This is a genomic window from Agrococcus sp. Ld7 (assembly GCF_045064095.1).
Lineage (GTDB): Bacteria > Actinomycetota > Actinomycetes > Actinomycetales > Microbacteriaceae > Agrococcus.
The window spans coordinates 1-14,166 of sequence record NZ_JBISGY010000012.1 but is presented as its reverse complement, the minus strand read 5'-3'; the positions used below and the strand labels follow the sequence as shown (position 1 = coordinate 14,166).

Annotated in this window: 12 protein-coding genes; 8 read left to right on the top strand and 4 right to left on the bottom strand. The window is 73.5% G+C overall.

All coding sequences use genetic code 11. The annotated features are described in order from the left end of the window. The 3 genes from ACJJVL_RS02910 to ACJJVL_RS02900 all read left to right on the top strand — a co-directional run. A partial coding sequence (locus ACJJVL_RS02910; protein WP_405216816.1) for an AMP-binding protein occupies positions 1-1,982 on the top strand: 1,982 nt, incomplete at its 5' end. 25 nt (positions 1,983-2,007) lie between these two features. Beyond that, a complete protein-coding gene (locus ACJJVL_RS02905; RefSeq protein ID WP_405216815.1) occupies positions 2,008-2,973 on the top strand; it encodes an NAD-dependent epimerase/dehydratase family protein in 966 nt (321 codons plus the stop codon). A 187-nt stretch (positions 2,974-3,160) separates the two neighbouring features. Then, the gene (locus ACJJVL_RS02900) at positions 3,161-4,138 is read left to right on the top strand and encodes an NAD(P)H-quinone oxidoreductase (RefSeq protein WP_405216814.1); all 978 of its coding nucleotides are present in this window, start codon (positions 3,161-3,163) and stop codon (positions 4,136-4,138) included. Between the two features lie 75 nt (positions 4,139-4,213). Here the strand turns inward: ACJJVL_RS02900 and ACJJVL_RS02895 are convergent, their stop codons facing one another. After that, a complete protein-coding gene (locus tag ACJJVL_RS02895) occupies positions 4,214-4,567 on the bottom strand; it encodes a cupin domain-containing protein (protein ID WP_405216813.1) in 354 nt (117 codons plus the stop codon). Positions 4,568-4,680: 113 nt separating this feature from the next. On the opposite strand from ACJJVL_RS02895, the gene ACJJVL_RS02890 reads away from it, so the two are divergent. The 4 genes from ACJJVL_RS02890 to ACJJVL_RS02875 all read left to right on the top strand — a co-directional run bounded on the left by ACJJVL_RS02890 (position 4,681) and on the right by ACJJVL_RS02875 (position 10,238). Next, on the top strand, positions 4,681-5,076 hold the full coding sequence (locus tag ACJJVL_RS02890) for a VanZ family protein (RefSeq protein ID WP_405216812.1): 396 nt from the start codon (positions 4,681-4,683) through the stop codon (positions 5,074-5,076). Positions 5,077-5,272: 196 nt separating this feature from the next. Then, positions 5,273-6,400 carry a hypothetical protein gene (locus ACJJVL_RS02885; RefSeq protein WP_405216811.1) on the top strand — a complete coding sequence of 376 codons (1,128 nt, stop codon included), beginning with the start codon at positions 5,273-5,275 and terminating at the stop codon, positions 6,398-6,400. Further along, entirely contained in the window at positions 6,397-8,472 is a 2,076-nt protein-coding gene (locus ACJJVL_RS02880) for a hypothetical protein (RefSeq protein WP_405216810.1), read from the top strand. Before ACJJVL_RS02885 ends, ACJJVL_RS02880 begins: the two co-directional genes overlap by 4 nt. Further along, the gene (locus ACJJVL_RS02875) at positions 8,466-10,238 is read left to right on the top strand and encodes an ABC transporter ATP-binding protein (protein ID WP_405216809.1); all 1,773 of its coding nucleotides are present in this window, start codon (positions 8,466-8,468) and stop codon (positions 10,236-10,238) included. Before ACJJVL_RS02880 ends, ACJJVL_RS02875 begins: the two co-directional genes overlap by 7 nt. Before the next feature lie 75 nt (positions 10,239-10,313). Here the strand turns inward: ACJJVL_RS02875 and ACJJVL_RS02870 are convergent, their stop codons facing one another. The 3 genes from ACJJVL_RS02870 to ACJJVL_RS02860 are packed head-to-tail and all read right to left on the bottom strand — an operon-like array spanning position 10,314 to position 13,215. Continuing rightward, positions 10,314-11,144: a hypothetical protein gene (locus tag ACJJVL_RS02870; RefSeq protein ID WP_405216807.1), complete on the bottom strand. Its 831-nt coding sequence runs from the start codon at positions 11,142-11,144 to the stop codon at positions 10,314-10,316. 57 nt (positions 11,145-11,201) lie between these two features. Continuing rightward, positions 11,202-12,545, bottom strand: coding sequence for a sensor histidine kinase (locus ACJJVL_RS02865; RefSeq protein ID WP_405216805.1), 1,344 nt, complete (start codon positions 12,543-12,545; stop codon positions 11,202-11,204). After that, positions 12,538-13,215 (bottom strand): response regulator transcription factor, encoded by a 678-nt coding sequence (locus tag ACJJVL_RS02860; RefSeq protein WP_405216803.1) that lies wholly within the window; start codon positions 13,213-13,215, stop codon positions 12,538-12,540. The genes ACJJVL_RS02865 and ACJJVL_RS02860 overlap by 8 nt, the downstream gene beginning before the upstream one ends. Before the next feature lie 172 nt (positions 13,216-13,387). Between ACJJVL_RS02860 and ACJJVL_RS02855 the strand changes: the two genes are divergently transcribed. After that, complete coding sequence (locus tag ACJJVL_RS02855) at positions 13,388-13,909, top strand: hypothetical protein (RefSeq protein ID WP_405216801.1); 522 nt, start codon at positions 13,388-13,390, stop codon at positions 13,907-13,909. The last annotated feature ends 257 nt before the right edge of the window (positions 13,910-14,166 follow it).

The following is a 14,166-nucleotide window of genomic DNA, read 5'->3' as shown; positions in this document are numbered from 1 at the left end:
CCTCCCACCCGTCGGTCGAGCAGCCGCCGCAGCCCGCGTCACGAGACCAAGCCCCCTTCACCCCCCTCTGGCACGGCCTCGACCAGCGCGCCGGCGACGACGCCGTCGCTGTCGTCGACATGGCCGCCCGCGGCGGCCAGCGCCGCGTCAGCTGGCGCCAGCTCGATGCCCGCGTGCGCGAGCTCGCCGCCGGCTTCCACGCCACGGGCATCCGCAAGGGCGACCGCGTCTCGCTGCTCCTGCAGCCCGGACCCACCCTCACCGCCGTGCTCTACGCCTGCCTCCGCATCGGCGCCGTCGTCGTCGTCGCAGACGCGGGCCTCGGCATCCGCGGACTCACTCGCGCCGTGCGAGGCTCCTGGCCCGACGTCGTCATCGGCGAGCGCCTCGGCCTCACTGCCGCTCGCGCGCTCGGCTGGCCCGGCACCCGCATCTCCGCCGAGCGGCTGCCGCGCGTGGCAGCGACCGCGCTCGGCGTCTCTCGCAGCCTCGCGGACGTCGCCCAGCTGGGCCGCGGCGCCCCCGCGCCCGAGCAGCCCGGCCCCGACGACGAGGCGGCGATCCTGTTCACCTCCGGCTCGACCGGGCCCGCGAAGGGCGTCGTCTACCGGCATGGGCAATTGAGCGCCCTGCGCGACGTGCTCGCCGCCCACCTCGAGATCACGCCCGAGATCGGGCTCGTCACGGGCTTCGCGCCGTTCGCGCTGCTCGGCCCTGCGCTCGGCACGCGCTCGGTCACCCCCGACATGGATGTCTCTTCGCCGCGCACGCTCACCGCACGGGCGGTCGCCGATGCCGTGCAAGCGTCGGATGCGGGCATCGTCTTCCTCTCGCCCGCCGCGATCCTGAACGTCGTCGAGACGGCGGACGCGCTCACCGGCGACGACCGCCGCGCGCTCGAAGGCGTGCGCACCTTCCTCTCCACCGGCGCCCCCATCAGCGCGGCAATGCTCACGGCGGTCGCCGAGCTGATGCCAAATGCGACGCCGCACACCCCCTACGGCATGACCGAGTGCCTGCTGGTGGCCGACATCACGCTCGCGGGCGTCCACGACGCGGCCGAGGCGCCGGATGCCGGCGTGTGCGTCGGCACGCCCATCGGCACCAATCGCGCGCTCGTCAGCGCCCTGGACGCCGACGGCCGCGCGACGGGGAGGCCGAGCGCCACCCCCGGTGTGCTCGGCGAGATCATCATCTCGGCGCCGCACCTGAAGCAGCACTACGACCGCCTCTATCTCACGGACCGCGCGGCGACCCGCGGCACGGCCTCGCTCGACAGGCTCCCGTCGGTCGAGGAGCGCGCGCCGCAGGCGCCCGCGGAGTTCCCGTCGGTCGAGGAGCGTGCGCCGCAGGCGCTCGCGGAGTTCCCGTCGGTCGAGGAGCGTGCGCCGCAGGCGCCCGCGTCACGAGACCAGCGCGAGCCCAACCCCCCGTCGGTCGAGGAGCGTGCGCCGCAGGCGCTCGCGTCACGAGACCAGAGCGAGCCCCACCCCCCGTCGGTCGAGGAGCGCGCGCCGCAGGCGCCCGCGTCACGAGACCAGCGCGAGCCCCGACCCCGCTGGCACCGCACCGGCGACATCGGCCACCTCGACGAGCACGGCCGCCTCTGGATCGAGGGCCGCATCCAGCACGTCATCGTCACCGCCGACGGCCCGGTCGCTCCGGTCGGCGCCGAGCAGGATGTCGAGCTGGTCGACGGCGTGCGCCGCGCCGCGCTCGTCGGCATCGGCCCGCACGGACTGCGGCAGGCGGTCGCGGTGATCGAGCCGGTCGTCGACGGTCAGCGCCGGCGACCGCGCCCGGGCCTCGCCGACCCGCAGCTGACGGCTGCCGCGCGCGAGCGCTCCCGCGTGCCACTCGCCGCAGTGCTCGTGGTGCCGCGGCTCCCCACCGACATCCGCCACAACTCCAAGATCGACCGGTCTCGCTTGGCCGACTGGGCCGAGCGGATGCTCGCCGGCGAACGAGCGGGCACGCCGTGAAGACCCGCAGCGGCGGCGGCCGCTCGTGAGGGTGCTCGCCACCGGCGCCTCCGGCTTCCTGGGCCGCGCCGTCGCGGCGGCACTCGTCGATGCCGGTCACGAGGTGCGCACACTGCAGCGCCGACCGTCGAGCGTGCCGGGCGCGACGGATGCGCTCGGCTCCGTCACCGACCCGGCCCACGTCGCGCGCGCCATGGACGGCATCGACGGCGTCGTGCACCTCGCCGCGAAAGTCTCGCTTGCGGGCGATCCGGACGACTTCCGCCGCGTGAACGTGGAGGGCACGCGCACGATGCTGGACGCGGCCGAGCACGCGGGCGTCACCCGCTTCGTGCAGGTCTCCTCGCCCTCGGTCGCGCACACGGGATCCTCGCTCGCAGGCGTCGGCGCCGAGCCCGCTTCGCCCGAGCATGCCCGCGGCGACTACGCCCGCACCAAGGCAGCTGCCGAGCTGCTTGCGCTCGAGCGCGACAGCGAGGCGATGCACGTGCTCGCCGTGCGGCCGCACATCGTGTGGGGCCCGGGCGACACGCAGCTGATCGAGCGCGTCGTCGAGCGGGCGCGGCGCGGCCGCGTGCCGCTGCTGAGCGGCGGGCGCGCGCTCATCGACACCACCTACGTCGATAACGCGGCGAGCGCGATCGTCGCGGCCCTGCACCGAGCGGATGTCGCCCGCGGCAAGGCCTACGTGGTCACCAACGGTGAGCCCAGACCGGTCGCCGACATCCTCGCGGGCATCTGCCTCGCCGCGGGCGTGCCTGCCCCGCGCTGGAGCATCCCGGCCGGGCTCGCCCGCGCGGCCGGCTCGGCGGTCGAGCGCGTCTGGGCGATCCGACCCGGCAGCGACGAGCCGCCGATGACGCGCTTCCTGGCCGAGCAGCTGTCGACCGCGCACTGGTTCGATCAGCGCGAGACGCGCACCGCCCTCGACTGGACGCCGACGGTCTCGATCGACGAGGGCCTGCGCCGCCTCGCCGCGCACTACGCGTAGCTACTGCCCGTCGGCGCGTCTGCCGACTCTCGCCGCCCGTTCTCGCCCGCGACATCCGACGGCAGGGGCGCGTGTCGACTTCTTGCTCTGTCGGGCCCCGAAATCTGCAAGAACCTGACACGCGACGCAGCCCGCGTGCGCGGTCGGTCCAGGGACAGAATGGGTGCACGAGCGAGGGGAGCACAGCATGAGGGCGATGCAGTTCGAGGTCGACGGGCCGATGGAGTGGGTGGAGGTGCCGGATGCGGTGGCCGCGCCCGGCGACGTGCTGGTCGAGGTCGCGGCGACGGCGGTGAACCGCGCCGACCTGCTGCAGCGGGCGGGCGGCTACGCGCCGCCGGCGGGCGAGTCGGAGATCCTGGGCCTCGAGTGCTCTGGCACGATCGCGGCGCTCGGCGACGGGGTCACCGGCTGGGCCGTCGGCGACGAGGTGTGCGCACTGCTCGCGGGCGGCGGCTACGCCGAGCGCGTGGCCGTGCCGGCGACCCAGCTGCTGCCGGTGCCCGACGGGGTCACGCTGGTCGAGGCCGCGGCGCTGCCCGAGTCGGTCTGCACGGTGTGGACGGCGCTGCGCGAGCTGCCATCGCCCGAGCCGGGTGACCTCGCCCTCGTGCACGGCGGCAGCGGCGGCATCGGCACCGTCGCGATCCAGATGCTGGCCGGCGCCGGCTGGCGGGTCGCGACCACGGCAAGCGCCCGCCACCACGAGCTGTGCCGCGAGCTGGGCGCAGAGATCGTCGTCGACTACCGCAGCGAGGACTTCGTCGAGGCGGTGCGGGCGGCCACCGACGGCCGCGGCGCGGGCGCGATCCTCGACGTCATCGGCGGCAGCTATCTCGAGCGCAACCTGGAGGCGCTCGCCCTCGACGGCACGCTCACGGTGATCGCCGTGCAGGGCGGCACGACGGCAGAACTCGACCTGCGCACGCTCATGCGACGCCGCGCCACCCTGCGCGCGATGACGCTGCGGGCTCGGCCGCGCACCGGCCGCGGCTCGAAGCAGCAGGTGATCGCGCAGGTGCGCGAGCACATCTGGCCCGCGATCGCCGCGGGCACCGTCCGCCCCGTGATCGGCGCGACGCTGGCGCTCGAGGAGGCCGGCAAGGCGCACGACCTGATGGGCTCCGCGGATGCGCCGGGAGGCAAGCTGCTGCTGGTGCGGTGACCGCCGGCCGGGGTCGGCGGGGCTGGTGCGGTGACCTGCGGTCGGGTCGAGCGACGGCGCGGCGGTCCGTTGCGATCAGGTCGAGTTCAGCCGCTGCGGGCCGAGATGGTCGACGTCCGCGCGCTTCGAAGCAGGCTCCTTCAGCTCGACGAACAGCACGTGCGTCTCGGTGGCGCCGGTGTTCTCGCCGCTGTGCGTCTGGGCGTCCAGCCAGCGCGTCTCGCCCGCGGCGAGCGAGACGTCGACCTGCCGGTCGCCAGCGGTGAGCCGGCGATCGAACGAGCTGAGCGTCACCATGACGCTGTCGGGGTGCCGGTGCGGTGTGCTCGCGGTGCCCGGGCTGTCCCGGTACTCGAGCACGCGCACGCGCTCGTTCTCGAACACCACGGAGTAGAGCTGCGGGTTCGTGGAGACGGGATCGTCCTGCATGCGGCGAACGTACACCTGTGCGGGCCAGGCGACGAGGGGCAAGATCCCGGGTGCCGGTGCGGCAGCGCACCCGCGAGGTCAGGCGGGCGCGCGCGCCGTGCCACCATCGAGGCATGGCATCGGCAGCGGCATCCGACAGACGCATCCGGCTCGCCTGGGTCGCCCTCCTGCTCGCGCTGCTCGTGCAGCTCTCGGTGCTCTACGCGCCGTCGACGCCGGACGGCACCCCGCAGGTGCCGGGCCTCGACAAGCTCGTGCACGCGGCGGTCTTCCTGCTGCCCGCGCTGTTCGGCACGCTCGCGGACATCCGGCCGCTGCGACTCGCAGTGGTGCTGGTCGCGCACGCCGTCGCCTCGGAGCTCGTGCAGCACCTGCTGCTGCCGGAGCGCTCCGGAGACATGCGGGATGCGGTGGCCGACATCGCCGGCGTCGCGCTGGGCCTCGCGGTCGGCACGGCGCTCGTGCAGCGCTCGCGCCGCCGAGCCGTGGGCGGGCGCCCGGCCGAGTAGCCCGGCCGCGTAGCCCGGCCCAGTAGCCCGGCCAAGCAGCGGGCCGAGCAGCCCGCCGGGGCGCCCCGCCCGAGCAGCCCGGCCGAGCAGCCCCGCCGAGCAGCCCCGCCGGGGCGCCCCGCCCGAGCAGCCCGGGCTGAACAGCTGTTCAGGGTTGTTCAGAGTCGCGTCAGCGCATGCCCGTGAGGGTGGCCTCATGCACAACGAGACTGAGGTTCGGCACGGGCAGAGGGTCGAGGGATCGCCGGCGGCGACCATCTCGGCGGGGGAGCAGGATGCGGTCGACCGGGGGAAGGCTCTGGATGCCGATGCAGCCACGCGCGATGCCGCGAACCGGTGGGCGGCCGAGGTGCTGGCCGAGACCGTGCCCGAGTGCTCGCGGCACCCGTTCGAGCTCGACCTGCTGCGATCCGGCGCGAAGCGTCTGGCCATCGTGCATGCGGATGCCGCCCCGCTCGTGCTCAAACAGTACGGCGACGATCGCGGCGCCTGGACCGCGCAGTGGCTGCGCCGCCTGGCCGACGCCGGCCTGACTCCTCCCGCCACGGACGCGGTCACGCTCCCGCGCGGCTGGTCGGAGCGGCATCGCACGCTCGTCACCGAGATCGCGCCTGGCCAGTCGTGGTCGGAGTGGACGCTCGCGGGCCCGGCCCGCGGCACGGGCGCAGCGATCGCGGCAGCCCGGTGGCTCGTCCGGCTGCAGTCGCTGACGGTCGACCTGCCGGTGCGCACCGACCACCGGGCCGAGCGGGAGATGCATACGAGCACGACGCTCCTGGCGGACCGGTTCCCGCAGCACGCCGAGCGGTTGCGGGCGCTCGAGCATGACGTCGCGCACCGCCTCTACGCCGCGCCGGGCGAGGCCGCCGCCGTTCCGCTCGTGGCGTCCCACGGCGACCTGCATCCCAACAACCTCCACCTCGAGCTCGACGAGGCGACCGTCACGGCGCTAGAGCTCGAGGCGCCGACCGTCACGGCGCTCGACCTCGATACCGCCGGTCTCCGTCGGCCCTCGTACGACGTCGGCTACGCCATCGCGCAGCTGCTGATCCTCTCCTGGCTGCGCACGGGGTCGCTCCTGACCGGCGCACGATCCGCATCCGCGTTCTGGGGCACGTGGCGAGCCAGCGGTACGGACGCGGATGCGGTCCCTGCGGAGATCGCTCGCGCGCTCATCCAGAGCCTGCACTTCGAGCTCATCACCTACGCGACCGGCAGATCCGAGCTCATCGAGGTGTGGCTGACGATCGCCGAGGTCGCGCTGGCAGGCGACCTCTTCGAGGTCCTGCACTCCTTCGCCAGCGACCGCGAGGTCGTCCGATGAGCGCGGCCCCTATCGCCTTCGTCCACCACGCGAACCAGTTCGTCATCACCGACGGGTACGACGACCGCGACGGCATCAGCGTGACCGCGGCCGGATACGACGCCGTGCTCGCTCTGCACGTGGAGCTCGGCGTGCCCGCGTCGCTGCACATCTCCGGGCCCGCGCTCGAGTCGATCGCATGGCATCGCCCGGCGCTGCTGTCCAGGCTGCGCGGCCATCTTTCGAGCGGGCTGATCACGCTCATCGGCGGCACCTACGGCGAGAACATCATGCCGCTGTCGTCGCCGAGCCACAATCGTCGGCAGCTGCGGGCGTTCCACGAGCTCGCGGAGGATCTGCTCGAGATCCCGCGCGAGCAGCTCCGGACCGCGTGGGTGCCGGAGCGGGTCTGGGAGACTTCCTCGGTCGCGGCGCCGCTCGTCGACGCGGCAGCCACGGGGGTGCGGTACCGCCGGGTGCTGCTCGATGACCGGCTCGGCCATCCGCTCAGCGACGGGCAGTACCCCGGCAGCCCGCGCGCGGCGTTCGACGCCACCGGCCCGTACCGCTGGCACGCCGACGGGTTCCCGAGCAGCATCCGCGGGCAGCTGGACACCGCGACGCTCGCGCCGTATCGCATCGCCGACGGCGAGGGGCTCGTGGCAGTCCCGATCGCGTCGCAGCTGCGCTACCTCATCCCCCCGCACGATCCGCAACACCTCGAGCTGCTCGCCGAGCTGGCGCTCGACGCCGCAGAGAGCGCGAGCGAGCCGCTGCTCGTGTTCGCCGACGACCTCGAGCGCGTCGCAGGCGTGGCCGGCTGGGAACGGGCGCTCGAGCGCTACGCGCACGGGTTGCGCTGGGTGCAGCGTTCCGGCCTGCTGCAGCCGGTCGACCTGGACGCCTGGTGCGATCGGCTCGCGCCCGACGACCAGATCGAGCGGCCGGTCGAGCGCGGCACCTACTACGAGCTCGCGCACCAGCACGGCTCAGGCGAGGACTACCGAGCCTGGTCGGACGACCCGCGCTGGCAGCCCTTCGCTGCCGTCCTCGACCGCACCGAGGCCGCGCTGCAGGAGGCGGAGGACATGCCGACCGACGCCGGGCTCTGCGCACTGGCGGAGCGCCTGGTGATGCTGGGTCGCCATGAGACCGCCTGGCAGGATCCCGACACCGACGGTGCCCGCGCCCCCGCGCCCTGGGCGCGAGCGACGGCCGCGCACGCCGCTGACGCGCTCGCGGTGCTGGCTGCGGCCCGATGGGTCGCGGATGCGACGCGTCGCGGCCTCGGGGTGCGGCTCGTCGACCTCGATGAGGACGGCAGGGACGAGCTCGTCGTCAGCAGCGACCGGCTCTTCGCCGTGCTCTCGCCGCACCACGGCGGCAGGCTCACCCTGCTCGTGCGCCGAGAGGTCGATGCGGCCGGTGCCCCGCGGGGCGTGGTGCTCGTGGGCAACCCCGCCGACCACTGGAACTTCCAGACCGAGCTGCACCGGCACATGCAGAGCCCGCCGAACCACCCCGGGGCACTGGGCGTGCTCGGCACGGAGGATCACCGGCACGACGTCGGGCAGGTCGAGGTGACAGCCGAGCGGGCGATGGTCGAGCTGATCGATGTCGAGCCCGGGCCCGACTTCGGCCTCACCAAGCGGGTGCTGCTGACCGTCGACGGCGATGACCTGGTGGTGTGCGTGCATCGCACCGGCATGCCGGGCGAGCTGCGCACGACGGTCGCCCTCTCGCCGGACTACCCCGCCCTGCTCGCACAGGGCCGCCCCGCCCTGCGCTCCTCACAGGGCAGCACCTGGTGGGCGGCGCACGCACCGACCACCGTCGCGTGGGTCGCGCACGACCCGGCAGAGCAGACCGGTCAGCTGCTCGCGACCAGTCCCACCACCGGCCATGCGCTGGTCGGCGCCGTCGACGGGGCGGGACGGCACCTGCATCTCGTGCTCGGCAGCGGCCCCGTCGACGACGAGACGGGGCCCGCGCGCATCGCGGCCGCGGCGCGGCACCTGCACGACGGCGGTGCCGAAGCGCTGGAGCCCGTCGGCGCCGCAGCGACGAGCTTGGGAGGCGAGCGAGCGTGCTGAGCATCCTCCGCAGGTTCGGAAGCCTGCTACGACCGTATCGGGGGGTGACGGCCGTCGGCGGCCTCTTGGTGCTGGTCGTCGCCGCCCTCCAGCTCGCACTGCCGTGGCCGCTGAAGATCGTCGTCGACGACGTGCTGCGCGGCACGACGCCCGATGGGCCGCTCGGCGATCTGCTGGGGCCCGCCGCCGGATCGCCCATCGTGGTGCTGGCCGCCTGCGCGCTCGCCATGGTCGTGCTCGCCGGCCTCGCCGCACTCGGCAACTACGCGTCATCGCGGCTGCTGCTGGGCGTGGGGGAGCGCATCATCACCGACCTGCGCACGGAGGTCTTCGCGCACCTGCAGCGCCTCTCGCTGTCGTTCCACGGGAAGCACCGCGTCGGCGACCTCGCCGCTCGGCTGACGAGCGACGTCGACGCGATCAAGGCGCTGCTGATCGCCGTGTTCAGCGTCCTGCTGCCCAATCTGGCGCTGCTGCTCGGGATCGTCGTCGTGGCGATCGTGATCCAGCCGGTGTTCGCCCTGCTGCTGCTGTGCGTCGCTCCGGCGCTGTACGCGGTGGTGCATCACTACCGCGGCGCCATCAAGCAGGCGTCGCGCGAGGCTCGCCTGCACGACGGCCGCGTCGCCGGTCACGTCACGGAGACCCTCTCGACCATCCGCCTGGTGCAGTCGTTCGCCGCCGAGCGCCGCGGCCTCGATCGATTCCACACGCACTCCCGAGCGCGCCTCGACGCCGGGCTGCGGCAGGTCGACCTCGAGTCTCGGCTGCCGTCCGCGGTGGAGATGGTGACGCAGGTGGGTCGCGCTGCGGTGCTGTTCGTCGGTGCCCTGCTGGTGCTGAACGGGCAGATGAGCCTCGGCGTCCTCCTCGTGCTGCTCGCGTACCTGCAGCAGGTCTACGCACCCATGAAGGCACTCGCCCGCCTCGCCTCGACGATCGGCAAGGCCCAAGCGGGTGCCGAGCGCGTCGACGAGGTGCTGCGATCAGACACGATCGTCGAGGAGCGACCCGACGCCGTCGATGCACCCCCGCTCCGCGGGGAGATCGAGCTCCGATCGGTGAGCTTCGGCTACACCGCCGGCCAGCCGGTGCTGCACGGCGTCTCGGTGCATGCCCGCCCGGGCGAGGTCGTGGCGCTGGCCGGTGCGACCGGAGCCGGCAAGTCGACGGTCGCGAGCCTGGTTCCGCGCCTGTACGACGTCACCTCCGGTCAGGTGCTGCTCGACGGCAGCGACGTGCGCGACCTCACGATCGCGTCGGTGCGCAGCCAGATCGCGGTCGTGCCGCAGGATCCGCTCATGGTGGCCGGCACGATCCTCGAGAACATCGCCTACGGCGCCCCGGAGGCGAGCCGCGACGACCTGATCGCGGCTGCGGAGGCCGCGTACGTGGACGAGTTCGTCGATCGACTGCCGGATGGCTACGACACCGAGATCGCCGAGGCCGGCGCCTCGCTCTCGGGCGGCCAGCGCCAGCGCATCGCGATCGCTCGCGCACTGGCGGCGGACACACCCATCGTCGTGCTGGACGAGCCGACCAGCGGGCTCGACGCCATCAGTGAGACGCTCGTGATGCGGGGTCTCGCACGGCTCACCGCCGGCCGCACGGTGGTGGTCATCGCCCACCGGCTCTCGACGCTGCGTCAGGCCGATCGGGTGTACGTGATCCATGCGGGACGAGTCGTCGACTCCGGCACGCACGACGAGCTCGCCGCTCGACCCGGTCGCTATCGCGAGATGAGCGAGGCGTTCTTCTCGTCGTGACCCGTCGAATGCGCCGCGATGCGCTGCGGTCGCCCGCGGACGTCGTGGGGATGCTGCGATCGGCAGCCCCGCGAGTCAGCGGTCGACGGCGACGACCGTCAGGTCGGCGGCGAGCTCGACGTCGACCTGCTGGGCGCCGACCGCGACCTCGACCTCGAAGCCCGCCCGTCCGTCCTCGTCGTCGGTCTCGATCATCGTCACGGAGCCGCCACCGGCGGCAGCGATGGCGGCGGCACAGATGGCGGGGATTCGTGCGGGATCGAGCGGAGCATCGCTCGTGCGCTCGTCGTCGTCGGCGCTCACCACCGGATCGCCGCCGGTCGGCACCCACACGTCGACACGGCTGCCGTCGTCGAGGCGCACGCCGACCTCCCAGCCCTGCGACCCGACATCGATGCTCGTGGCACCGCCCCCGCCCGCCGCGCGGACCGCTGCATCGATGGCCGCCACGAGCGAGGCCGGCGCGGAGGGCCCATCCGAGCCGGTGCCGTCGCCTGCCCCGCTGCCCTGCGTGGCCTCGGTTCCGGCCGGTGGCGTCTCCACCGGTGGTGACTCGACCGGAGGCGTCGCGATCGGTGGCGTCGCGGCCGGTGGCGTCTGGACAGGCTCGGACTGCTCGGAGGCGCTCACGGGCGCCTGCGCGTCGTTCGATGCCGCGTCGGCGATCAGCATGCCGATGCCGGCGACGCCCAGCACGACGACGGCAGCGCCCGTGCCGACCAGGAGCGGCTTGAGCATGCCCCCGCCGCGCTTCGGCTCGGAGCGCTCGGCCGCGTCGCGCGGGGCTGCGGGGTGCGCGTCCTCTGCGGACTCGGTCGGCGCCGGGTGCCTCGGCTGCGGATCGTCCGGCGCGAACGCTGCGGGGTCGCGGTCAGACTCCGAGCCCGTGGAGGACTGCTCGTTCATGAGGACCAGCCTCCTGCACGGTCGCTGACGCGACACTGAACGGCACGGAAGGGTCGTTCAGGCATCGGTCGCACCGAGGGCCGCTGGCAGCTCCAGGACGAACCGCGCGCCGCCTGTCGGGGCACTCGCAATCCAGGCATCGCCGCCGTGCGCGCCCGCCACCTCCCGCACGATCGCGAGACCGAGCCCCGAGCCGCCGGCATCGCGCGACCGCCCCTCGTCGAGGCGCGTGAAGCGATCGAAGACGCGCTCGCGATCTTCGACGGGAACGCCGGTGCCGTCGTCGTCGACCCACAGCAGCGCACGACCCTCGCGCACCACCGAGCCGATCGCGATCCGGCCCGAGGCATGGCGCAGCGCGTTGTCGACGAGGTTGCGGGATGCGCGGCGCAGGAGCCGCTCATCGCCCACCACGGGCGCCGCGCGCACGGCGCTGCCGTCGACCTCGCGCCCCAGGGCGCGCACCCGCTCGATCTCCGCCCGCGCGAGCTCGTCCAGGGCGACCGGGCGGCGCTGGCCGGTCTCGTGCTCATCCAGCCGCGCCAGCAGCAGCAGCCCTTCGACGATCGTGTGCATCCGACCGCTCTCGTCGATCACGACCTCCGCGAGCTCACCGGGTGCGACCGCTGCGGGGTGCGCGCGCGTGAGCTCGGCGAACTGCCGCATGGTCGCGAGCGGCGACCGCAGCTCGTGCGATGCGTCCGAGACGAACTGCCGGCGGGCGCGTGCGCCCTCCTCGACCCGAGCGAGCATCCGGTTCATGGTGGTCGCGAGCCGGTCGACCTCGTCGCCGCGGCTCGTCGTCCGCACCCGCAGGTCGAGGGCGCTCGCGTCGATCGCATCGACCTCCGCGCGCATGCGCTCCACGGGCGCGAGGGCGCGGTCGACCACGATCCAGACCAATGTGCCGACCAGGATGACGGTGAGCGGCACCGCGATCGTGAGCAGCGCTGTCGTCGACCGGACGGTGTCGTCGATGGCCCCCATCGCGAGCGCCACCACGATCGTCCCCGCATCGGCCTCGGTCGCGACGACGATGTAGCGCTCGTCGGCGATCGTCGTCACGATCGGCTGCCGACCGGTCGGCACGGGCACCTCCGCCGCGAGATCCGCGTTCACGACCACGCCGGTCTCGGATCGCAGCGCGACCAGGATGTCGTCGTCACGCTCGGTGAGCGCAGCCGTCTGGATGGTGCCCTGGTCGATGCCCTCGGCGAGCGCCGCGAGCTCGTCGGTGAGCTGCTGCGCGGCGGATGCCTGCAGCATGCGATCGAGGGTCCAGACAAGGGTCACGGCACCGAGGCCGAGCGCGAGCGCCACGAGCGCGACCGCCGACGTGAGGATGCGCACGCGGATGGACGCGCCGCGGCGAGCGGGCCGAGCCGCGCGGGGCTCAGCCACCGTCAGCCGCCAGCCGGTATCCGGCCCCGCGCACCGTCTCGATCGCCGTGCGCCCGAAGGGCCGATCGATCTTGCGTCGGATGCGCCCCACGTAGACCTCGACGATGTTCGGATCGTTGTCGAAGTCCTCGCTCCAGACATCGTCGAGCAGCTCGGTCTTCGTCACGACCTCGCCCCGCCTTCGCATGAGCAGCTCGAGCACCGCGATCTCTCGCGCCGTGAGCGCGATCAGCGCCTCGCCGCGGTGCACGGTGCGCGCCGCCGGGTCGAGGCGCAGGTCGCCGGCCTCCAGCACCACCGGCCGGGCGCGAGCGCCGCGGCGCGCGAGCGCTCGGATGCGCGCGACGAGCACCGGGAACGAGAACGGCTTCGTGAGCCAGTCGTCGCCGCCCGTTTCGAGGCCCTCGACCTCATCCCAGTCGCCGTCCTTGGCGGTCAGGAAGAGCACCGGCGCCCAGATGCCCTCCGCCCGCATCGTCTGGCACACCCGATAGCCGCTCATCCCGGGCATCATCACGTCGAGCAGCACGACGTCGTAGGTGAACTCGCGCACGCGCCAGAGGCCGTCGACCCCGTCGTGCGCGACGTCGACCGTCATGCCCTCTGCCTGCAGCCCGCGGCGGATGCCGTCGGTCAGGCGCACTTCGTCGTCGACCAGCAGCACCCGCATGCCTCGAGCATGGCCTGCGCGCACTGACGCCACGCTGAACGGCGCGCGGCAGCACCCCGGCCAGCCGACAGCGGCAGCGCGAACGCCGCCTCCCACGGCGACCGCGGCCTGGATGCGGGTTGCGCCCGAGGATGCTGAGGCGCACCGGGCGGCGCGCGCGTACGCTCGCGGGATGAGCGCAGCGATGCCCCAGGAGGAGTCGGCTGCTGCAGCGCGGCTTCCGATGCCAGCCGACGAGCTCCGGCGACTGCGCTCGATCGGCATGCTCTCGGGCCCGCTCATCGGTGTCGGCGTGACCATGTTGCTGGCGGGCCTGCTCGCCGTACTGATCGCCTTCATCCTTCGCGACCTGATGTACATGTACCGCTCGCCCGTCGAGGAACCCACGACGTGGTGGGTGCTGGCGCAACTGGTGGCGGGAGCGCTGCTGGTCGGTGCGGGGCTCTTCAACAGCCGGCGGCGGCTGCGCCACTGGGAGCATCGTCGCGCGGTCCGTGTCACGCGTGCAGCCTCGGCGCTGTCGGTGCTCGGCGCGCTGCTGGTCTTCTTCGCGGTGAGTGGCGTGGGCATCGTCATCGATATCACCGGCGCCGACACATTCGTGCGGATTCTCGTGCTGGTCGCCGCCTTGCTCGGCCTCGCGCTCATCGGCCGCTTCGTGTGGCCGTGGATGGGGCGGGTCGTGCGGGGGTAGGCGCGCCTGGGGACGGGTGCGGGATCCGGCCTCGTGACGCCCGTGCCTGCGGCGCGGGCTCCTCGGCCTACGAGGGTGCGGGGCGGGTTTCGGCCTCGTGACGCCCGTGCCTGCGGCGCGGGCTCCTCGGCATTGAGGATGGTGGTGGTGGTTCCGGGTCCGTGGCCTGGCCTTCTCCTCGCCCGACTCTCACGATGTCATTCGTAGGACTTGTCGGTCACGGTTCCGGGGCCGCTGCCGTTGGTTCGGTCGGAAGG

What these genes read in the sequence shown, in the direction of transcription:
- ACJJVL_RS02900 (WP_405216814.1), top strand. Translation starts at nt 3,161, where the DNA reads ATGAGGGCGATGCAGTTCGAGGTCGACGGGCCGATGGAGTGGGTGGAG.
- ACJJVL_RS02895 (WP_405216813.1), bottom strand. Translation starts at nt 4,567, where the DNA reads ATGCAGGACGATCCCGTCTCCACGAACCCGCAGCTCTACTCCGTGGTG.
- ACJJVL_RS02890 (WP_405216812.1), top strand. Translation starts at nt 4,681, where the DNA reads ATGGCATCGGCAGCGGCATCCGACAGACGCATCCGGCTCGCCTGGGTC.
- ACJJVL_RS02885 (WP_405216811.1), top strand. Translation starts at nt 5,273, where the DNA reads ATGCACAACGAGACTGAGGTTCGGCACGGGCAGAGGGTCGAGGGATCG.
- ACJJVL_RS02880 (WP_405216810.1), top strand. Translation starts at nt 6,397, where the DNA reads ATGAGCGCGGCCCCTATCGCCTTCGTCCACCACGCGAACCAGTTCGTC.
- ACJJVL_RS02870 (WP_405216807.1), bottom strand. Translation starts at nt 11,144, where the DNA reads ATGAACGAGCAGTCCTCCACGGGCTCGGAGTCTGACCGCGACCCCGCA.
- ACJJVL_RS02860 (WP_405216803.1), bottom strand. Translation starts at nt 13,215, where the DNA reads ATGCGGGTGCTGCTGGTCGACGACGAAGTGCGCCTGACCGACGGCATC.
- ACJJVL_RS02855 (WP_405216801.1), top strand. Translation starts at nt 13,388, where the DNA reads ATGAGCGCAGCGATGCCCCAGGAGGAGTCGGCTGCTGCAGCGCGGCTT.